Origin of the sequence: Citricoccus sp. NPDC079358 (assembly GCF_040702545.1) — a bacterium.
Lineage (GTDB): Bacteria > Actinomycetota > Actinomycetes > Actinomycetales > Micrococcaceae > Citricoccus.
The window spans coordinates 106,836-126,775 of record NZ_JBFBLI010000007.1; the positions used below are offsets into that span (position 1 = coordinate 106,836).

18 protein-coding genes, 1 tRNA gene and 1 riboswitch are annotated in these 19,940 nt (G+C 69.7%); of the genes, 12 read left to right on the forward strand and 7 right to left on the reverse strand.

Translation table 11 applies throughout. From position 1 onward, the window contains the following. Positions 1–28: 28 nt before the first annotated feature. The 3 genes from AB0333_RS10585 to AB0333_RS10595 form a co-directional block, all read right to left on the reverse strand. The gene (locus tag AB0333_RS10585; RefSeq protein ID WP_366218648.1) at positions 29–823 is read right to left on the reverse strand and encodes an IclR family transcriptional regulator; all 795 of its coding nucleotides are present in this window, start codon (positions 821–823) and stop codon (positions 29–31) included. Next, positions 810–2,165 carry a glycine cleavage T C-terminal barrel domain-containing protein gene (locus AB0333_RS10590; RefSeq protein WP_366218649.1) on the reverse strand — a complete coding sequence of 452 codons (1,356 nt, stop codon included), beginning with the start codon at positions 2,163–2,165 and terminating at the stop codon, positions 810–812. Before AB0333_RS10590 ends, AB0333_RS10585 begins: the two co-directional genes overlap by 14 nt. Positions 2,166–2,353: 188 nt before the next feature. Then, positions 2,354–3,568 carry a hypothetical protein gene (locus tag AB0333_RS10595; protein WP_366218650.1) on the reverse strand — a complete coding sequence of 405 codons (1,215 nt, stop codon included), beginning with the start codon at positions 3,566–3,568 and terminating at the stop codon, positions 2,354–2,356. Positions 3,569–3,592: 24 nt separating this feature from the next. On the opposite strand from AB0333_RS10595, the gene AB0333_RS10600 reads away from it, so the two are divergent. Then, the gene (locus tag AB0333_RS10600) at positions 3,593–4,084 is read left to right on the forward strand and encodes a hypothetical protein (RefSeq protein WP_366218651.1); all 492 of its coding nucleotides are present in this window, start codon (positions 3,593–3,595) and stop codon (positions 4,082–4,084) included. Between the two features lie 22 nt (positions 4,085–4,106). On the opposite strand, the gene AB0333_RS10605 is transcribed toward AB0333_RS10600, so the two are convergent. Next, positions 4,107–5,120 (reverse strand): AEC family transporter, encoded by a 1,014-nt coding sequence (locus tag AB0333_RS10605; protein WP_366218717.1) that lies wholly within the window; start codon positions 5,118–5,120, stop codon positions 4,107–4,109. 75 nt (positions 5,121–5,195) lie between these two features. Beyond that, positions 5,196–5,266, reverse strand: a tRNA-Gly gene (locus tag AB0333_RS10610). A 141-nt stretch (positions 5,267–5,407) separates the two neighbouring features. Here AB0333_RS10610 and dcd point away from each other — a divergent pair. From dcd to mnhG, 8 genes are all read left to right on the forward strand, one after another. Continuing rightward, positions 5,408–5,989, forward strand: coding sequence for a dCTP deaminase (gene dcd, locus AB0333_RS10615; protein WP_366218652.1), 582 nt, complete (start codon positions 5,408–5,410; stop codon positions 5,987–5,989). Between the two features lie 451 nt (positions 5,990–6,440). Beyond that, positions 6,441–7,817, forward strand: a complete 1,377-nt coding sequence (locus tag AB0333_RS10620; protein ID WP_366218653.1) for an MFS transporter — start codon at positions 6,441–6,443, stop codon at positions 7,815–7,817. 126 nt (positions 7,818–7,943) lie between these two features. Further along, positions 7,944–11,174 (forward strand): Na+/H+ antiporter subunit A, encoded by a 3,231-nt coding sequence (locus AB0333_RS10625; protein WP_366218654.1) that lies wholly within the window; start codon positions 7,944–7,946, stop codon positions 11,172–11,174. After that, positions 11,171–11,863 (forward strand): Na(+)/H(+) antiporter subunit C, encoded by a 693-nt coding sequence (locus AB0333_RS10630; RefSeq protein ID WP_366218655.1) that lies wholly within the window; start codon positions 11,171–11,173, stop codon positions 11,861–11,863. The genes AB0333_RS10625 and AB0333_RS10630 overlap by 4 nt, the downstream gene beginning before the upstream one ends. Then, complete coding sequence (locus tag AB0333_RS10635) at positions 11,863–13,671, forward strand: Na+/H+ antiporter subunit D (RefSeq protein ID WP_366218656.1); 1,809 nt, start codon at positions 11,863–11,865, stop codon at positions 13,669–13,671. Before AB0333_RS10630 ends, AB0333_RS10635 begins: the two co-directional genes overlap by 1 nt. Next, positions 13,668–14,264 carry a Na+/H+ antiporter subunit E gene (locus AB0333_RS10640; protein WP_366218657.1) on the forward strand — a complete coding sequence of 199 codons (597 nt, stop codon included), beginning with the start codon at positions 13,668–13,670 and terminating at the stop codon, positions 14,262–14,264. The genes AB0333_RS10635 and AB0333_RS10640 overlap by 4 nt, the downstream gene beginning before the upstream one ends. Further along, positions 14,261–14,548, forward strand: a complete 288-nt coding sequence (locus tag AB0333_RS10645) for a monovalent cation/H+ antiporter complex subunit F (RefSeq protein ID WP_366218658.1) — start codon at positions 14,261–14,263, stop codon at positions 14,546–14,548. Before AB0333_RS10640 ends, AB0333_RS10645 begins: the two co-directional genes overlap by 4 nt. Next, on the forward strand, positions 14,541–14,981 hold the full coding sequence (gene mnhG, locus AB0333_RS10650; protein ID WP_256375977.1) for a monovalent cation/H(+) antiporter subunit G: 441 nt from the start codon (positions 14,541–14,543) through the stop codon (positions 14,979–14,981). The genes AB0333_RS10645 and mnhG overlap by 8 nt, the downstream gene beginning before the upstream one ends. 99 nt (positions 14,982–15,080) lie before the next feature. Here mnhG and AB0333_RS10655 read toward each other — a convergent pair whose 3' ends face one another. Beyond that, the gene (locus AB0333_RS10655; protein WP_236557947.1) at positions 15,081–15,392 is read right to left on the reverse strand and encodes a DUF4235 domain-containing protein; all 312 of its coding nucleotides are present in this window, start codon (positions 15,390–15,392) and stop codon (positions 15,081–15,083) included. Positions 15,393–15,463: 71 nt separating this feature from the next. Further along, positions 15,464–15,567, forward strand: a riboswitch (TPP riboswitch). A 91-nt stretch (positions 15,568–15,658) separates the two neighbouring features. On the opposite strand from AB0333_RS10655, the gene AB0333_RS10660 reads away from it, so the two are divergent. The 3 genes from AB0333_RS10660 to AB0333_RS10670 are packed head-to-tail and all read left to right on the forward strand — an operon-like array spanning position 15,659 to position 18,849. Next, positions 15,659–16,384 carry an ECF transporter S component gene (locus tag AB0333_RS10660; protein WP_366218659.1) on the forward strand — a complete coding sequence of 242 codons (726 nt, stop codon included), beginning with the start codon at positions 15,659–15,661 and terminating at the stop codon, positions 16,382–16,384. Between the two features lie 3 nt (positions 16,385–16,387). Next, the gene (locus AB0333_RS10665; RefSeq protein ID WP_366218660.1) at positions 16,388–18,001 is read left to right on the forward strand and encodes an ABC transporter ATP-binding protein; all 1,614 of its coding nucleotides are present in this window, start codon (positions 16,388–16,390) and stop codon (positions 17,999–18,001) included. Further along, complete coding sequence (locus AB0333_RS10670; RefSeq protein WP_366218661.1) at positions 17,998–18,849, forward strand: energy-coupling factor transporter transmembrane component T; 852 nt, start codon at positions 17,998–18,000, stop codon at positions 18,847–18,849. Before AB0333_RS10665 ends, AB0333_RS10670 begins: the two co-directional genes overlap by 4 nt. Before the next feature lie 3 nt (positions 18,850–18,852). Here the strand turns inward: AB0333_RS10670 and AB0333_RS10675 are convergent, their stop codons facing one another. Next, positions 18,853–19,908, reverse strand: coding sequence for an aminotransferase class IV (locus AB0333_RS10675; RefSeq protein WP_366218662.1), 1,056 nt, complete (start codon positions 19,906–19,908; stop codon positions 18,853–18,855). Between the last annotated feature and the right edge of the window lie 32 nt (positions 19,909–19,940).

Sequence of the window (19,940 nt, forward strand, 5' to 3'; positions counted from 1 at the left end):
CTTGTCGATCACAACGCCAACCCTGGAATCAAACGGGGGAGTAGCCCACCTGCTGGCTGACGGCGAGGCCGGCGTCCTTGAGCTGGGTCAGGATCCCGGCATCCTCGGGGTCGAAGCGGAACTCCGGGCCTGAGACGCTGATGGCGGCGATCACCACACCGCGGTGATCGCGGACCGGGACGGCGAGGGAGACCAGCCCGATCTCGTACTCCTCCCATGTGGTGGCGAAGCCGGCGTGGGCCACCGCGAGCAACTCCTCCTCCAGTCGGGCCCGGCTGGTCAGGGTCCGGGAGGTGAACCGCGGCAGACGGCTGCCGGTCAGCAGGGCGCCCCGTTCCTCGGCAGTCAGGGCGGCCAGCAGCACCTTGCCAGAGCTCGTGGCGTGCAGGGGTGTCAGGCTGCCCACCCAGTCCTGGGTGCCCAGGGTGGAGGGCCCCCGGGCCTGGTCCACGTTGACAGCGTAACCGGACCGGAGCACGGCCAGGTTCACCGTCTCCCGGGCGCTCGCGGCCAGCTCCCGCAGGAACGGACCGGCCTCCTGGACCAGGTTCAGCCGCCCCGGGATCGCGGCGGCCAGACGCAGGATGCCGAACCCCAGCTGATACTTGCCCCGGCCCTGGTCCTGCTGCACGAGCTCGCGGGCCACCAGGGCCGCCAGCAGTCGGGAGACGGTGGACTTGTGGATCCCCATCTCCGCGGCGATGTCGCTGACCCCGGCCTGGCCCTCGCGCGCCAGGATCTGCAGCACCGTGGCAGCCCGGTCCACGGACTGCACGCCACCGGCGCCACCGTTCTCGGCCGGTTCCATTTCAGACGGCGGCATCCAGCCCCCGTTGGCGCAGGATCTCCCGCTGGTTCGGGTTGACCGAGGGGCGGAACGGCACCTCTACCACCTCGGCCGCCACGGGCCGGCCGGTCTCCTCCGCGTACTGCTCGGGCAGGTGCACCCACAGTTCGGTGCCCACCGCGGTGAGCCCCACCGGTACGTAGCCCATCGCGATGTTGTGGCCGAGCTCCGGCGAGAACCAGGGGGAGGTGACGTAACCGACCGGCTCGCCCGGGCCGGCGTCGTGCCCGGTGTTCTCCCCAGCCTTCTGCGCGGCAGACGAGACGCTGATGAGCCAGAAGTCCGGGGCGTAGTCGTCGATGGGCCTGCCGCCGAGCCGCATCCCGACCAGCTGGTGGGTGTACGGCGGGGTGCCGGCCTCGATCCGCGCGCGGGCTGCCTCCAGGGCGGCCTTGCCGATGTAGTCGGCGGTCTTCTGCCGGGGCACCTGGTAGCCGAGGTTGGCCTGGAAGGGCAGGGTCTCCTGGTCCAGGTCCTGGCCCCAGGAGAGGATGCCCGCGGCGATCCGCCGGTGGTGGGCGGGGGCGACGACGGCCAGCTGGTGGGGCCTGCCGGCCTCCAGGACCGCATTCCACATCGTCTCGGCGTGCAGGGTGGAGTCCTTGAGGTAGATCTCGTAGCCCTTCTCCCCGGAGAACCCGGTCTGGGAGACGATCACGGGGCAGCCGGCCACCTCGCCGGCCAGCAGCCCGTAGGACGGCAACTCGGCCACGGCCGGGCCGAAGAGGTCCGTCATCAGCGCCAGGGACTTCGGGCCCTGGACCTGCACGGGGGAGACATCGATCTCGCGGATGTCCACGTTGAACCGGCGGCCCACGTTGACCCCCTGCAGCCAGAACAGCAGGTCGGAGTCGGAGAGGCTGAACCAGAACTCGTCCTCGGCCACGCGCAGCAGCACCGGGTCGTTGAGCACGCCGCCGGCCTCGTTGCACAGGATCACGTAGCGGGCGTGCATCGCGGGGATCTTGGTGGCGTCGCGCGTGATGACGAAGTCCACGAAGGCCTCCGCCTCGGGGCCGAGCACGCGGATCTGGCGCTCCACGGCCACGTTCCACAGGGTTACGTGGTTCACGAGGGAGTCGTACTCGACCATCATGCCGCCGTCCTCCGGCGGCACGTAGCCACGGGGGTGGTACATGCGGTTGTAGACGGAGGCCCGCCAGCAGCCGGCCTCCATGGACAGCTGCCAATAGGGGGACTTGCGCACGCGGGTGTCGATCAGCATCTGGACCGGCGTGGGGCCGGACTGCCGGAGGTTGATCGGGACAGTGCGGTCCTGTTGGTCGATCGAGGGGACGTTCGGGTGAGTGTTCTGCATGGGGGTCATCCTCTGGGCGCTGTGGGCGGCGGGGAGGCTGCCGCGGCGACGGCCGGACCGCCTCGCCAGACGTTGCGCATCATGAACACCGTTCCGTCATGCGCATCTGGTGCGACCACCGTAGCGGCGTCAAAAGTCCCGGGGAAGAGATGCGGTCCCGTCGTTGACCGTCGTCTTGCCCGACGGCGTCAGGGCACGTTCGGCGTGTAGCGCACCACGTCCGGGGTGACGGTGAGGTCCGCCTCCAGCGTGAACGGTTCGCGATGCTCGACCGTGCGCTGTTCGCCGGTCATCAAGTCGATTTCGCTCAGGGACAGGATGGCCTCCGCCTCCAGCGGAGCCACGGCCGTGGGATCGTCGCCCTCGGCGGGCAGCTCGTGCACGCCGGCCTGGGGGTCGCCGGCCAGGGACCACGCGATCGACTCCGGCGGAATCCGGTTCACCGTGTCGTAGCCCATGGGGCAGCCGGCGGGGTTGAGGACCTTCTGCTCCGTGCACCCGGCGAGGAAACGGTCCAACTGCTCGTTGACCTCGGCCGAGACGGCATCCGTGTACTCCAGCGGCAGGTTCAGCGTGAGGGATTCCGCCGACGGGGCGGCGGTGTCCGCCTCGGTGCCGGTGGCATTGTCTGAGCCGTTTGAGCCGTCTGAGCCCGCGGCCGCGGTGTGGTCCACGATCAGCCGGGCCGGCTCGGCCTGCAGGTAGGTGCTCTCGAAGCCGGCCTCCACCACCATCGGAGGCAATACCGCGAAGGAACGCCCGGGTGTCTCCCCCTGCTCGGTCACCAGGGGAGCCTCAACGCCGTTCACGGTCGCCGTCAGCGGTCCGGACGCGGCTTCGGTCGGCACCTGCGTCGGCGCCACCTGGACCGACTGCACGGGCACCTCCGCCAGTCGCCACCGATCGAAGAAGAGCCAATCGCGGCCCGTCTTCTCCACTGTGAAGGTGGTGCTGTGCTCCTCGCCGTCCACGGTGTAACCGACCAGGACCTCCGCCGAACGACCCTCTGGCGTGTCCTCACCGGGAGAGACAGTGAGCTCTCCGAGGGCCGCCATGCCGGAGATCAGCGGCTCACCCTGCAACAGATCTGTGGCCGTGCCGGGCGCGAGCTCGGGAGTATCACCGGAGGCCAGGGCCACAGCGGTCCCGCCCTCCCCAGCGGCGAGGGCTGCCAGGTAGTCCTCGACCTGCGCCTCGGGGGAGTAGACGGTGGTGTTCACCGTGGCGATCGCGATGCCGCCGGCCACCAGCGCCACCGCCGCTCCGCCGCCCCACCAGGCCCAGGCCGGGCCCAGGGTCCGGCGACGGCGGTTTCCTGGTGCGCCGGTGTCTCGTCCTCCGGGTCCGTCCATCGCCGGCTGACCGTCGGCCCGGGCGGCGGTGTCGTCTCTGACCTCTGGCATGACTGCCATCCTAGGATGGGCAGCATGCACTCGTCGCAGCGCTACGCGGCCGTGGTGGTATTCCTCGTGGTGGTGGCCTACGCCACCGTGGCAGCGTTGCAGATCCTCGTGTGGAACCCGCTGGCGGCCGTGCCCGGGATGACCCTGGGGCAGATCCGCCACGCCATGGAAGAGGCCAGCGAGTCACTCCACCTCGCGCCGGTGATCATCGTCCTCGGGCTGGGCGTGGTCCTGACGGCGGTACTGGTGACCTGGATGGTGCGAGCCGGCGGGGCGGTGGTCCACGTGGCGCTGCTGGGGTTGGCCCTGCTGGCCTGCGGTGGGCCCGCGTACTTTCTGGCATCCTTCAACGCCGGCATGAGCCTGGGTGACAGCCTGGTCGAGTCCGGCGGGGATGTCGCCCCGTGGGGTGCGGTGCTGCTGCAGATCAGCCTCGCGGCGTTCCTGGCGTTCTGGCTCGTACTGCTGTGGCGGGCCGGGGCGAAGGTCGCGCGTCGCCGCGGCATCAGGGGCTGAGCCGGGCCAACCCGGACCGCGCTCAGGCGAAGATCAGCGCGACGGCGATCATGGCCGGGATCGCCACGATCGTGGTGATGAGGATCGTGTCCTTCGAGGCCACCATGCCGGTCTCATAGCGGGAGGCCGAGACGAACACGTTCTGTGCCGTGGGCAGGGAGCCCAGGACGACCGCGATCAGCAGCTCGTTGCCCTCCATCCCGAATAGCGGTCCGGCCACGACCCAGGCCAGCAGCGGATGGATCAGCAACTTGATGGCGGAGGCCAGTGCCACGTCCGGCCGGCGGCCGGCGGCCTTCTCGAAGGGTTTGGAACCGACCAGGGACATGCCGAACGCCAGCAGCATGGCCGGGATGGACGCGCCGGCGATCAGGCTGACGGATTCGGCGATCGGCTCCGACAGGACCCACCCGGTCGCCGAGAAGACCAGTCCGAGCACCGAGCCGATGATCATCGGATTCACCGCGATGTGGCCGACCTGCCGCCAGAAGGCGACCCACCGGTTGGGCGGGCGCTTCGGACCGGACGAGCGGCCGGCGTCGTGCTCCGGTGCACTGTCCGCCGCCGCCGCGCGGCGGCGCGCCTCGGCCAAGGTGGTGGAGTCCAGCGAGGCCACGTAGATGGGGGTGTAGATGGCGAGCTGGAAGATCAGCACCGGGGCGGCGAGGGCGGCGTCGCCGAGGACATAGGCGGCGATGGGGATGCCCAGGTTGGCAGAGTTGACCATCGAGGCGCTCAGGGCACCGATGACGGTCTCCGAGCCGTCGCGCTTCGGCAGGATGAACCGAGCCAGCAGAAGGTACAGGCCGGCGGCGGCGAAGGCGGAGATGCCGGCGACCAGCAGCTGCGGACCGAGCACGGACTGCACGTCAGCGGCGGAGAGCGTGTCGAAGAGCAGTGCGGGGCTGGCGACGAAGAAGGCGAGACGAGACAGGACCGGCTGACCGTGCTCGCCGAGGACCCTGGAGCGTCCGGTGGCGTAGCCGACCAGGATGATCACCCAGACGACCGTGAATCCGGAGATGACCTCCAACACCGGCATCCCCTTCCCCTGCGGTTCCGCCCCGGAGGCTGGATCCGGCCGGAGGGGGCTCACTCCGGGCAGAAAGAGAGCGGGCGACGGGAATCGAACCCGCGTATCTTGCTTGGGAAGCAAGCGCTCTACCATTGAGCTACGCCCGCAGGACACGGCCTCATCGGCCTGTCACGCGCAGTCCAGCTTACACGGATTCCCCCGCAGGTCACTGCGGGACACGGAGCTCAGGCACTGTCCGCTTCTGGACTGCTTCTGCACCTTGGGCGGCCCTGCGCTACTTTGGGTAGGTGCTTCTCTCAGACCGCGACATCAGGGCCGAACTCAGCGCCGGACGTATCCAGTTGGATCCGCTGGTCCTGGACATGGTCCAGCCTTCCAGCGTGGACGTCCGCCTCGACCGGTTCTTCCGGCTCTTCGACAACCACAAGTACGCGCACATCGACCCGGCCGAGCCGCAGGAGGAACTCACCCGGCTGGTCGAGGTAGATCCCGAGGAGCCGTTCATCCTGCACCCGGGGGAGTTCGTGCTGGGCTCCACCTATGAGCAGGTCACGTTGCCGGACGACATCGCGGCGCGACTGGAGGGAAAGAGCTCGCTGGGCCGGTTGGGCCTGCTGACGCACTCGACCGCCGGCTTCATCGACCCCGGCTTCTCCGGGCACGTGACGCTCGAGCTGTCCAATATGGCGACCCTGCCGATCAAACTGTGGCCCGGCTCGAAGATCGGCCAGCTCTGCTTCTTCCAGCTGTCCTCGCCGGCCGAGCACTCCTACGGATCCGGCCCCTACGTGAACCGCTACCAGGGACAGCGTGGCCCCACGGCATCCCGCTCGCACCAGAACTTCCACCGGACCATCATCGAACGCTGACGGGGGTCGCCTTGCCAGCTCGAAGGATCAGTTGCTGCTGCACGACCGGTTCGGGAAGGCCTGCATCCACCAGGGCCAGCCTCGTCAACGTCCCCGGTGGTGAGTCGGGATGATGAGGTCGGTGAGGTCCAGGAGACGGGCCATGTCCACCCAGGTTCTTGCCGGGCTGGTCAGTGGCAGCCGCCGGAACTGCGCCCGATCCTCTTCTGGCACCGGTGAGCGATGGGCTGTGATGCCCTTGCGCTGGGCGGCTCCAGTCCCACTACACCACGTCAGGTGGATCGTCCTGTCCGAGGCGAACGATGTCCGGTGCCTCGAGACGCGTCCCGGTGCTAGACCGCAACACCGGGGTGTCATCCAGCAACTGATGTGGAGGCCAGGCGGCGGGAATGCCGTCGCGTCGTCGCCGGTCGTTCACGGTCCGGACCCGGCCGCCAAGTAGCATGCCCGCATGAGCACACCCAACGCACCGGCGTCGCCCACGGCCATGGCGGATGCCGGTCCGATCGACCGCCCGCTGAACCGGAAGCACGTCACCGCCTGGGCGTTGTGGGACTGGGGCTCCGCCTCCTTCAATGCCGTGATGGTGACGTTCGTGTTCGCCACCTACCTGGCCTCCGACTCGTTCGGGCCGGATGACCGGGGTACGCAGTGGCTCACCGCGGCCAACGCGATCGGCGGCCTCGTGGTGGCGCTCACCGCTCCCGTGATGGGCCAGCGCTCGGACCGGGGTGGCCGGCGCAAGCTGTGGCTGGGCATCAACACGGGCGTGGTCATCCTGCTCACGGCCCTGTGCTTCTTCGTCCGCCCGGACGAGGCGTACCTGTTGCTCGGCGTGGTCCTGATCGCCGCCGCCAATGTGGCCTTCGAGTTCGCCGGGGTGAATTACAACGCCATGCTGCTGCAGGTGGCCACGCCGAAGACCATCGGCAAGGTCTCCGGCATCGGCTGGGGTGCCGGCTACGTGGGCGGAATCTTCCTGTTGCTCATCCTCTACGTGGGCTTCATCGCGGGGGACACGCACTGGCTCGGGGTGACCAACGACGACGCGATGAACATCCGTGTGGTGGCCCTCTTCTCAGCCCTGTGGTTCATCGTCTTCGCCCTGCCACTCTTCTTCAGCGCCCCTGAACACCGGGGCTCCGGCGAGGAGGAGAAGGTCAGCCTGCTCGAGTCCTACCGCCGTCTCTGGCGGACCATCCTGGGGCTGTGGCGGCATCAGCGCAACACCTTCTGGTTCCTGGCGTCCTCGGCCGTGTTCCGTGACGGCGTCGGCGCGGTCTTCGCCTACGGCGCCATTCTCGGCACCACGGTCTACGGCGTGGACCCGGCCGACATTCTCATCTTCGGCATCGCCGCCAACGTGGTGGCCGCCGCCGGCTCCTTCGCCGGTGGCTGGATCGACGATCGGATCGGGCCGAAGCGGGTCATCATGGGGTCGCTGGTGGGGCTGATCATCACTGCCGGGATCCTCTTCCTCATCAGCGGCACCCTGGAGGCGCAGCTTCTGGGGCTGGAGATCACCCTGACCCCGACCACGGCGTTCTGGATCTTCGGACTGCTCCTGTGCTTCTTCGTGGGACCCGTACAGTCCTCGTCCCGGTCGTTCCTCGGCCGGCTGACCTCGGAGCAACGGGCGGGGGAGATCTACGGCCTCTATGCCACCACCGGCCGTGCGGTGTCCTTCCTGACGCCGGCCCTGATCTCCGTGGGGATCGCCCTGACCGGTGACTCGCGGTACATGGTCCCGGCCATCCTGCTGGTGCTGATCGCCGGCATGGCCCTGCTGGTCAGGGTGCGGGACCCGAAGGTCGAGGACACCCTTTAACCCCTGAATAAACACTGGACAAACTGTTTGCATTCCCTTGACGCCACGAGAATAATCGGCGAGTCGAGTCTTCGCGCGCCCGGTAGGATGTAACCGACCCCCCACCCCGAAGATGGAGGCCGCCCCGTGCTGACTGTGCTCATTGCGCTCTTTGCAATGGCACTCGTGGCCCCCTTGGTCTTCCGGGTCGCGGATCGCAACGGGTTCTATGTCCTCGCCGCCGTCCCGGCCGCGGGTTTCGTCTGGCTCCTGTTCCAGCTGCCGGCCGTCCTCCAGGCGCAGGAGGCCGTCAACTCGGGGGCCTCCCCGCCCGCGGCGGCTCCCGGTGGACTCGTCCAGACCTACGAGTGGATCCCCGACCTCGGCATCAACCTGTCCTTCCGGATGGACGCCCTCGCCGCGTTCATGGGGTTGATCGTCCTCGGCGTCGGCGCCCTCGTGCTCGCGTACTGTGCCCGGTATTTCACGATCAACGAGCCGCGCAATGCGGCCTTCGGCGCCCAGCTGATCGCTTTCGCCGGCGCCATGTTCGGTCTGGTCACCACGGACGACCTGATGGTGCTCTATACCTTCTGGGAACTGACCTCCGTCCTCTCGTTCCTGTTGATCGGCTACTCCGCCCACCGCATCTTCGCCCGCCGGTCCGCCATCCAGGCCCTGATCGTCACCACCTTCGGTGGTCTGGCGATGCTGGTCGGACTGGTGATGCTCGGCCAGGCCGCCGGCACCTACCGCCTCTCCGAGATCGTGGCCCGCGGTCAGGAGCTGATGGCCGGTCCCTACGGCGGCGCGTTCATGGAGTGGGCCATCGTGCTCGTCCTCGTGGGGGCCCTCTCCAAGTCCGCGCAGGCACCCTTCCACTTCTGGCTCCCGGCAGCCATGGCCGCCCCGACCCCGGTCTCCGCCTACCTCCACGCCGCCGCCATGGTCAAGGCCGGCGTCTATCTCGTCGCCCGGCTCGCCCCGGCGTTCGCGGAGTCCGGCTGGTGGCAGGCGCTGGTGCTGGGCGTGGGCCTCTGGACCATGCTCGTCGGCGGCTGGCGGGCTCTGCGCCAGACGGACATCAAACTGGTCCTGGCCTACGGCACCGTGTCCCAGCTCGGTTTCCTCATGGTCGCCAACGGGCTCGGCAATCAGGACGCCGCCATGGCCGGCCTGGCCATGCTGGTGGCCCACGCCCTCTTCAAGGCTCCCCTGTTCATGGTCGTCGGCATCATCGACCACGAGGCAGGCACCCGTGATCTGGCCAAGCTCTCCGGGGTCGGCCGGAATCACCCCTGGCTGACCGCCACCGCTGTCATCTGCGCCGCCTCCATGGCCGGCATCCCGCCGCTCTTCGGCTTCGTCGCCAAGGAGTCCGTCCTCGAAGCACTGCTGCACTGGGCCGAGGCCGGTTCCGGCGGCGGGCTCTGGGCCAGCGTCTGGGCCTGGGCCCCGCTCGTCGGTGTCACCCTCGGCTCCGTCCTGACGGTGGCCTATTCGGCCCGCTTCGTCTGGGGTGCGTTCGCCACCAAGAAGCTCCGCACGGACGGCGAATTGAAGACCGTCGCGGACACGCGTTTCCACGGCCCCGTCACGGCCGGCGCCCTCGGCCCGTCCGCACTGCTGGCCCTTGCCTGCGTGGTCGGCGCCTTCATCCCCACCGTCATGGACGCCCTGCCCGTGGCCTTCGGCGGATCGATGGCGGCGCTCGAGCCCGGTGTCGAGCCCGCCTACCTGGCCCTGTGGCACGGCTTCACGCCGATCCTGGCCATCTCCGTGGGCATCGTCCTGCTCGGTCTAGCCCTGTACGCCATCAGGGACGCAGTGGCCCGCTTCCAGGAGGCCGTGCCCTCCTGGGTGGACGCCCAGCGCCTCTACCGCTCCACGCTCCGGGGGCTGGATGACGTGGCCGTCTGGGTCACCGGCCGCACCCAGCGCGGTTCCCTGAGCTTCTACCTGTTCATCATCCTGGCGGTCGCCTTCATCGCACCCCTGCTGGCGCTGCTGTTCCCCCACGAGCACGACGGCGGCGCGGGCATGGCCGCGTCCATCTTCAGTTCCGCGAACTGGACGTGGGGCGATTCCGTCGCCCAGATCCTCGTCGGGGCGGCCATCATCACCGGCGCCATCGCCGCGATCCGGGCCCGCAAGCGCTTCATGGCGGTGCTGCTCGTCTCCGTGTGCGGCTACGGGCTGGCGGCCATCTTCGCCCTGCAGGGTGCCCCGGACCTGGCTCTGACGCAGCTGCTGGTGGAGTCCATCGTCCTGGTGGCCATGGTGCTCGGCCTGCGCGTGCTGCCGGCCGGCTGGTACACCCGGGACCGCACCAACATCCGCTGGGCCCATGCGGTGCTCGGCATCCTGTTCGGACTGGTGATGATCTGGGTGGCCATCACCGTCATGGCCTCCCGGACCGCCGACCCGATCTCCCTGGAGATGCCGCGGCTGGCCTACGAGGACGGTGGCGGCGCCAACATCGTCAACGTGCTGCTGGTGGACATCCGTGCCTGGGACACGTTCGGCGAGCTCACCGTTCTCGCCGCGGCCGCCACCGGGGTGGCCTCGCTGATCTTCATCCAGCACCGGGACCGCCGCACCGGCGACCTGGACAAGGTGGCCTCCGGGTCGGTGGGCCGTTACAGTCCCAAGGGTCCCGCCGAGTCCCGGCAGCTGGCCGCTCTGCGCAAGTTCGCCATCGTGGATGAGGACCAGTGGCTCGTGGCGGGCCGCACCGTGGCCCCGGAGCGCCGGTCCATCATCTTCGAGGTGGTCACCCGGCTCGTGTTCCACGTGATTATCCTGCTGTCCATCTACCTGTTGCTGGCCGGCCACAACACGCCGGGCGGCGGCTTCGCCGGAGGGCTGATCGCCGGCCTCGCCCTGACCATCCGCTATCTGGCCGGTGGCCGCTACGAGCTCGAGCAGGCCATGCCGATCCCCGCCGGCGTGCTGCTGGGCTCGGGACTCGCCCTGGCCGCCGTCACCGGCATGGTCCCGCTGTTCTTCGGCGGCCAGGTGTTCCAGTCGGCCATCATCGAGTTCACCCTCCCGGTGCTCGGGCACGTCAAGTTCGTCACGGCCACCATCTTCGACATCGGCGTCTACCTCGTGGTGGTCGGCCTCGTCATCGATGTCCTGCGCTCCCTCGGCTCGGAGGTGGACCGCCGCCACGAGGTCGAGAGCACGGCGCTCGTGGAGGCCGAGAAGCGCCGCCGTGATGCCCGCGCCGGCCTTGCAGCAGCCACCTCGAGCACGGCCACCTCCAGCACCGCCACGACCTCCGCCACCGGCTCACCGGCGGGCACGACGACCACGTCCACCACCGGGTCCACCGGTGCCGCGGGAACCACGGGAACCGGGACGGTGACGCCATGAGCGTGAACATTGTGCTGCTGCTGGTCATGGGTGTGATGTATGCCGTCAGCATCTACCTGTTGCTGGAGCGGACCCTGACCCGCGTGCTGCTGGGCATGATCCTGATCACCAACGCCACGAACCTGCTGATCCTCACCATGGCCGGTGCCCCCGGCCAGGCCCCGCTCGTGGAGGACGGCGTGGATCCCAGCGCCTACACGGATCCGCTGCCTCAGGCCATGACCCTGACCTCGATCGTGATCTCCTTCGCCATCACGGCCTTCATGCTCGGCATGATCTACCGGTCCTGGAAGCTGGGCCGGCGGGACGAGGTCCTGGTGGACACCGAGGACGTCAAGGTCGCCGAGCAGTCCTCCTTCGACGCGGAGGAGGATGCGGAGCTGCTGGAGGAGCCGTCGGAGTTCATCGAGGAGAACGAGGACCCGAACGCGGACTACGAGCACGCCACGGCCATCAACCCCTCCACCGGTGCCCTGGCGGTCCGCCACCGTGCAGACGGCACGGTGAAGGTGAAGACGGACGCCAACCGGCACCTGCCGGGCGGCGGCCGCCGCTCACGGCACGAACCGGAGGAGGGCGAACACCCCGTCGGCTCGCTCGGACATGACGACCATCTTCCGGATGAGGACGAACGCTCCGGCAGCCCCCGGTCCCGACCACGGGGCCGCGACCCGAAGGACGGTGAGTGATGGACCTGGACATCGTCTCCCTCGCACCCCTCGCGGTCCTGCTGCCGATCCTCGGCGCAGCCCTGGCCTTCGTGCTGGTCCGCCGCCCCAAGGCGCAGATCGCCACCACCGTCACCACCATCACCCTGACCCTGCTCCTCGAGTGCCTGCTGCTGGCCGCCACGTGGGACACGGGGGCGGTGGCCGTCTTCCTCGGCGGCTGGGAGGCCCCGTGGGGCATCACGATGGTGGTGGACCGGTTCTCCGCCCTGATGCTGGTGGTGTCCTCGGCGATCGTGCTCGCGGTGCTGATCTACGCCTCCGCGCAGGGCATCACGGACCAGGACCAGGGCGGGCCGGTCTCGATCTTCCACCCCACGTTCCTGATCCTCGTGGCGGGCGTGTCCAACGCCTTCCTCGCCGGTGACCTCTTCAACCTCTACGTCGGGTTCGAGATCCTGTTGACGGCCTCATATGTGCTGCTGACCCTGGGAGGCACCGGTCCGCGCGTCCGAGCCGGCGTGACCTACGTGGTGGTCTCGGTGATCTCCTCGGTGCTCTTCCTGATCGCCATCGCCATGATCTACGGCGCCACCGGCACCATCAACATGGCCGACCTGGCCGTGAAGCTGGCAGAGCTGGACCCGGACGTCCAAATGGTGCTGCATGTGATGCTGCTCGTGGGCTTCGGCATCAAGGCCGCCGTGTTCCCGCTGTCCTTCTGGCTGCCCGACTCCTACCCGACCGCCCCTGCGCCCGTGACCGCCGTATTCGCGGGCCTGCTCACCAAGGTCGGCGTCTACGCGATCATCCGCACCGAGACGCTGCTGTTCCCGGGAGACCGGGTGAACTCACTGCTGCTCTGGGTGGCGCTGCTGACGATGATCGTCGGCATCCTCGGCGCCCTCGCCCAGAACGACATCAAGCGTGTCCTGTCCTTCACGCTCGTCTCCCACATCGGCTTCATGATCTTCGGTGTGGCCATGGCCAGCGTGCTCGGGCTGGGGGCCACGGTGTTCTACGTGGTGCACCACATCACCGTGCAGACCGGCCTGTTCCTCGTCACCGGCCTGATCGAGCAGCGGGCCGGATCCGCCAACATCGACCGTCTCGGCGGGATGGCGAAGATCTCACCGCTGATCGCGATCCTGTTCTTCATCCCGGCCATGAACCTGGGCGGCATCCCGCCGTTCTCCGGCTTCCTCGCCAAGGTCGGACTGATCCAGGCCGGCGTGGGCGCGGATCACGGCATGGCGTGGGCGCTCGTGGCCGCCTCCGTGGTGACCTCCCTGTTGACCCTGCTGGTGATGGTCCGCGTGTGGACCCGCTCGTTCTGGCGCCGGGTGGAGGACGTGGAGCACCCGCCGGCCAAACTCGTCCTGGCACTGGAGGAGACCGAGGCCCGGCGCGCCGGCCGGAGCGCCAGGGCTGTCGCGGTCGAGACCCAGACCACAACCCCAACGCACGCCGGTACCAAGGTCCTGACCCAGACCAAGACCCCGACCAAGATCGCCAAGGGACCGGCCCGCGGCATGGTCTATCCGACGATCGCGCTCGTGGCCTTCGGCCTGGCCTTCACCGTGTTCGCCGGACCGCTCTACGCGTTCTCCGACCGGGCCGCCACGGACATGCTCCTGCGCACGCCCTATATCGAGGCGGTCCTCGGCCCGGAGGCCGCCGCCCAGGCGGAGCGGGACCTGGGTGGACTGGAGGAACGGGGCATCCATGTCCCGGACCAGGACAACGGTGGGCCAGGCGTGCTGGATTCCATCCCCGGGGATTCCGAGGGGCATGATGTCGGCGACAGCACGGAAGGGGGGCAGCCATGAGCACCGGTTCGGACGACCAGGACGGCGGCCGCTCCTTCTGGAGCCAATGGCCGATCCTCCTGGGGCTGACCCTCACGTGGGGCGCCCTCTGGCAGGACTTCTCGCCGGGGGTGCTGCTGGCCGGCGTCGTGTTCTCGATGCTGACGTTGAGCTTCTACCGGCTGCCGCGGGTGAACTTCTCGGACCGATTCAATCTCTGGTATGCCCTGGTCTTCACGTTACGGTTCCTGTGGCACGTGGTGACTGCCTCCATCTCGGTGGCCTGGGACGCGATCACGCAGGGGCCCAAGATCGTCAACTCCGTGGTGGCGGTCCCGCTGCGCAGCCACGATGACTTGATCGTCACGCTCACCGGCCATGCGCTGGCCCTGGTGCCCGGCTCCCTCGTCATCGACGTGGACCGGCCCAGCTCCACCCTGTACCTGCACTGCCTGAACGTGGACAACGCGGAGGCGGTCGAGGCCTTCCGGGCCCAGGCCCTGAGCACCGAGGCCGCGATCGTCCGGGCGATCGGCACCAAGGCGGACCTGGCCCTGGTGCGGGAGGACGAGGCGCGTCGCGCCGACGCCACGGCGGGGAGGAGGCTCGGATGACGATGCTGGAAGGGGCGGGGATCATCTGCCTGGTGCTGTTGGGCGTGGGCGCCCTGGCGGCGATCTACCGGATCGTCCGCGGGCCCTCGATCCTGGATCGGGCCATCGCCACGGATGTGCTGCTGATCGTCATCTCGTCCGCGCTGTGCGTGGAGATGGCCGTGAACCACCACACGGACAACATCGTGTTCGTGGTGGTGGCCTCCGTGATCGGATTCGTGGGATCGGTGACGCTGTCCCGGTTCGTGGCCGAGGCCAGGAAGGAGCCCAGTGAACGTGCCTGACCTGGACTGGATCCAGATCTCCGACGGCATCGCCGCCGTGCTGTTGGTCCTCGGTGCCCTGATGTCCACCGTGGCCGGGATCGGCCTGTTCCGGTTCCCGGACCAGCTCTCCCGCATGCACGCCGGCACGAAGCCCCAGGTGCTCGGGCTGCTGCTGATGCTGATGGCCCTGGCCTTCGCCTGGCGGGCGTGGGTGTGGGTGCCGATACTGGTGCTGGCGTGGGTGCTGCAGATGCTCACCGCGCCGGTCTCCGCCCACCTCGTGGGCCGGGCGGGCTACCGCACCAAGCACCTCAAGCCGGAATTCCACTACGTGGACGAACTCGCGGACGTGGTCGCCCGTCAGGACGACGCGGGCAAGCCAGCCGCCACGGCCCACGACCAGCGGACCGTCCCGAAGGACGACCCGACCGACCAGCAGGGCCGCGACTGAACCCGCCCCGCTGGGCCGGCTGAGTCCGGGCATCTCTCGCTTGGCGCGACCGTCGCCGCCGGTGAGCTGAACCGGTCCGAGTCCGGCCGGCGTCGGACCTCAGACCTCGGCGGTTCCGGCCTTGCTCTTCGAGCGGGACTGGATGGCCTTCACGGCGGAGTTCGCGCCGCGCTTGGATGAGACGCGGATGATGGCGGAGATGCCCGCGGAGATGGTGGCGAAGGTGATGGCGCTCCACATGTTGGCCTCGGTGTCGTCCAGGTCCTTCGGAGCGTCATGGCCGGTGATCTTCCTCCAGGCGAACTCCACGACCTTGGTGCCGATGATGCCACCGCCGATGGTGATTCCGGTGGCGATGAGCTTTTCCACGAGGGTGTTCACGGGTTCCTCCAGGACGTTGACGGTGGTCATTGCGCGTTCAGAGTCAGCCTAACGGTTCACCGGCCCAGACGCGCCCCGGGTGGACTATGATGGACGGACACTGTGAACGACAGGGGAGCACCTTCGGGTGCTGAGAGTGCGCTCAGCGCAGACCCTCGAACCTGCTCCGGCTAGCACCGGCGAAGGAAGTCGAGTTCTCTGATGGAACGTCAGGAACCGTCCGGCAGCATCCGCGTGCGGGTGTCCGTGGCGTACCGTTCCGTCCCCCTCCTTGCATCCTTGAGGAGGAACACCACATGGTCTCTATGAAGACCGGCAACACCCCGCACCACTCCGGCTCCACCCCCGGGCCCGACGCCGGCCACGCGCCGTCCGCAGGCACCGGAACCGGAACCGGAACTACCGGCGCCGGGCAGGCGTCCCGCAGCGCCCCGAACCGGCGCTCCTGGCGGGTGGTGGACATCGTCGTGGCCGCCGTCATCGCGGTGGCCTCCGGCGTCATCTTCTGGGCGTGGAACCTGGCCTATGCCGGACTGAGCCCCGCCTTCGCGGCCTTCCCGCCGTCCTCCGCCCTGGTGGCCGGGATGTGGCTCTTCCCGGCCGTGCTCGGCGGGCTCATCATCCGCAGGCCCGGTGCCGCGCTGTTCACCGAACTGGTCGCAGCGACCGTCTCCGCGTTGCTCGGCTCCCAGTTCGGCCTGACCGTGCTGGCCTCCGGCGTGATCCAGGGCCTCGGCGCCGAACTGATCCTGCTGGCCTTCCTCTACCGCCGCTTCACGCTGCCGGTAGCCCTGCTCGCCGGCCTGCTCACCGGCCTCTTCGGCGGCATCAATGACGCGTTCATCTTCAACTGGTTCCCCGAGTACACGCTGGACTGGAAGCTGATCTACGTGGGACTGGTGGGCGTGTCCGGGGTGGTGATCGCCGGCCTGCTGTCCTGGCTGGCCACGCGCGGGCTCGCGGCCACGGGCGCCCTGTCCGCCCTGGCCTCCCGCCGTGCCCACCAGGAGCCGGTGGCCTGAGCGGTGCCGGGAGCACGCATCACCGCGGCGGGCTGGGGCTGGCGCCACGCCGGCCGGCCGGTTCCCGCCGTCGCGGGGCTGGACCTGGAGGTGCCGGCCGGGCAGAAGGTCCTGCTGGCCGGGCCCTCCGGCGCCGGCAAATCCACCCTGCTCTACGCCCTCGCCGGGGTGCTGGACCCCGCGGACGAGTCCGAGGAGACCGGGTCCCTGCAGGTGGACGGCGCCGTGTCCCGCCAGCTGCGCGGCCACGCCGGGCTGGTGCAGCAGGACCCCGAGACGCAGGTGATCCTGTCCCGCGTCGGCGATGATGCCGCGTTCGGCGCCGAGAACCTGCAGGTGCCCAGGGAGCAGATCTGGGGCCGCGTCCGGGACGCCCTGGACGCCGTGGGACTGGGCGAAGACCAGGGCATCTGCTTGACCCGGGACACCTCGCGACTCTCCGGCGGGCAGAAACAGCGCCTCGCCCTGGCCGGGATCCTGGCGATGCGCCCGCCGTTGATCCTCTTGGACGAGCCGACCGCCAACCTGGATCCGACCGGGGTGCTGGAGGTCCGCGACGCCGTGCTCGCCGTGGTCGAGCGGAGCGGGGCGACGCTGCTCGTCGTCGAGCACCGGTTGGCGATCTGGGCCGACCATGTAGACCGCATGCTCGTCCTGGAGCCCGGCGGCGGGATCAGCCACGACGGCTCCCCGGGCGAACTCCTGGCCCCGGGCCGCGTCCGGGACGAGCTGGCCGCGGCGGGCGTCTGGGTGCCCGGCCGCGTTCCGGCACCGATGACCCCCACCTCCACGTCCGCACACAGCCCGACGGCGGCCCCCTCCGGGACACTGTTGACCGCCCGTGGCCTGGCCGTCTCCCGGGAACCCGTGACACCTGGATGGCGCCGGCGCTTCGGCCCGACCCCGACGCCGGTCCAGGCGGACCTGGACCTGGAGCTGGGGGCCGGCGAGGCCGTCGTCGTGACCGGGGCCAACGGCAGCGGGAAGTCCACGCTGCTGCTGACCCTGGCCGGCCTGATCCCCTCCCACGCGGGCACGCTGACGGCGGGCGCCGCGCTCAAGGGGGAGCGGGCCGGCCACCTGCCGGACGACCCGTACCGGTGGAAGGCCGCTGACCTGGTCAGCCGGATCGGCACCGTCTTCCAGGAGCCCGAGCACCAGTTCGTCGCCACCACCGTGCGGGACGAGTTGCTGTTCGGGCCCCGCCATGCCCGCGACCCCGAGAGCGGGCAACGGCTGTTCACCGATGAGGAGGCCGCCCAGCGGGCGGACGGTCTGCTGACGGCGCTGAACCTGGAATCGCTGGCCGAGGTCAACCCGTTCACGCTCTCCGGCGGGGAGAAGCGGCGGCTGTCCGTGGCCACGGTGTTGGCGGCCGGGCCCGAGATGGTGTTCCTCGACGAGCCGACCTTCGGCCAGGACGCCAACACGTGGGCCGTGCTCACGGGCTTGCTGCGCGGACTGGTGGCCGAGGGCCGCTCGGTGCTGGCCGTGACCCACGACGCCGACTTCGCGGCGGCGCTCGATGCCCGGACGATCGAGCTGGCCGCGGTGGCCGCGGTGCCGGTGAATCCGGTGAATCCGGTGAACTCAGGGGAGTCAGGGGCGCGATCATGACCCTGCCGATCTCGCCGCGCGCCGGAACCACCTCCGCCCGGTCTGCGAGTGCCGCACGGACTGCTCCGTCCCGCCCGGAGGCCGGCTCGGTCTTCGAGCGTGCCAACCCCCTGGCCAAGCTCGCGGCGCTGCTGCCGGTGACGGCGGTGCTGGTGGCGACGATGGACTGGGTGTCCTCCGGGATCGTGCTGGTGGCCGCCGTGGCCCTCTTGCCGTTGTCCGGGATCCGGGTCGGAGAATTCTTCCGCCGGGCCTGGGTGCTGGTGGCGGCCGCGCTGGTGTCCGCATGGGGGACCGCGCTGGTCGGGGAGGACTCCGGGGCCCTGTTGTTCGAGGCGGGGCCGGTGAGCATCTCCGAGGGCTCGGTCCTGGCCGGGCTGGCCACCGGGTTGCGCATCCTCGCGGTGGCGCTGCCGGGCGTGATGGTCTTCATCACCACGGACCCCACCGACCTGGCCGACGCCCTGTCCCAACGGCTGCGACTGCCCGCCCGCTTCGTGCTCGGCTCGCTGGCGGCCTTCCGGTTGCTGGGCGTGCTGACGGAGGAATGGCGGACCCTCGGCCAGGCCCGGCGCGCCCGTGGCGTCGGGACGGGAGGCAATCCGCTGCGCCGACTGGGCTCTTGGCTCGGTCAGGTCTTCGGGCTCATGGTGCAGGCCATCCGCCGGGCCACCAAGCTCGCCATCACGATGGAGGCCCGGGGCTTCGGAACCGGCGACCGTACCTGGGCGCGGGAGTCGCGGTTCGGCGCGGTGGACGCCTGGGTGGTTCTGGGAGGCCTCGGGCTGTCCGCGCTTGCCGTGGGCCTGTCCGTGGCCACCGGGGCCTTCAACCTCGTGTGGGCGTAGGGGTCACGGTCCGTGCTCGCCGGGTTCCCGGTCCTCGGCCAGGAAGCCGTTCAGCAGCTCGGTGAGCTCGGCGTCCTGCGGGATTTCTTCGCCGTCCAGGTGGGTCACGGGGGCGACCAGGCGCACGGAGGACACCAGCCAGACCCCATCGGCATCCACCAGGTCCGAAGGCTCCAGCGGCCCGTAGCCCAGCTGCCAGCCGGCGGCCTGGGCGGCGGCGAAGATGGTGCCCTGGGAGGTGCCGGGCAGGATCCCGGAGCTGCGCAGGGGCGTGACCAGCTCGATCCCGGTGCTGCCGTCCTGCTGCGGGATCCGCCGGGCCATCAGCACGGTCGAGGTGGGCCCCTCCAGTACCTGGCCGTCTGACGACGTGAAGATGACGTCGTCCGCCCCCTGGGACGCGGCGTAACGCAGAGCGGCCATGTTCACGGCATAGCTCAGCGACTTGGTGCCCATCAGCAGCCACGGCGCGCGCTCCGCCACCCCGGAGTCCACACCGCGGTCCAGCAGCAGCACCTTCAGTCCGCGCTCACGGGCTGCGACCAGCCCTGGGGACACGGGGGAGACGAGCACCCAATACGTCCCGGTCAGGCGCTCGACGCCGGCCTCAGCCCTGACGTAGTGCCCTCCGCCGGGTGCCCCTTCCGGACCCCGGGTGGCCACCAGCTTCACCACGGCGTCGACGCCGGGGTTGCCGGCGGCGAACGCCTCCAGCCCCGCCGCGGCGGCCCGCTGCCAATCGGCGGCCGGCGGAAGGGGAATCTCCAGGGCCTGGGCCGAGGTGGCCAGCCGTGCCAGGTGGGAGTCCTCCTTGCGGACCCGCAATGGTGAGCCTGAGCCTGGGCCGGCGCCCTCAGCCGCCACCGCGGTCATGGTCTCGAACACGCCGTCCCCTCGAGTCAAGCCCTGGTCGGTGACCAGGATGGCCGGTCGGCGGGGATCGTCCACGCGGAGCTTCACGCCGACGCCGGCCGGGCCGGCGTCGGGCTCGAGATAGACGACCACGGATTCCCCGGGACCCGGGACGAACGGTGCAGCTGGCTGGGGCGACTCTGTCATAGCCCACAGCCTACGCAGCAGGGCGGGGCACA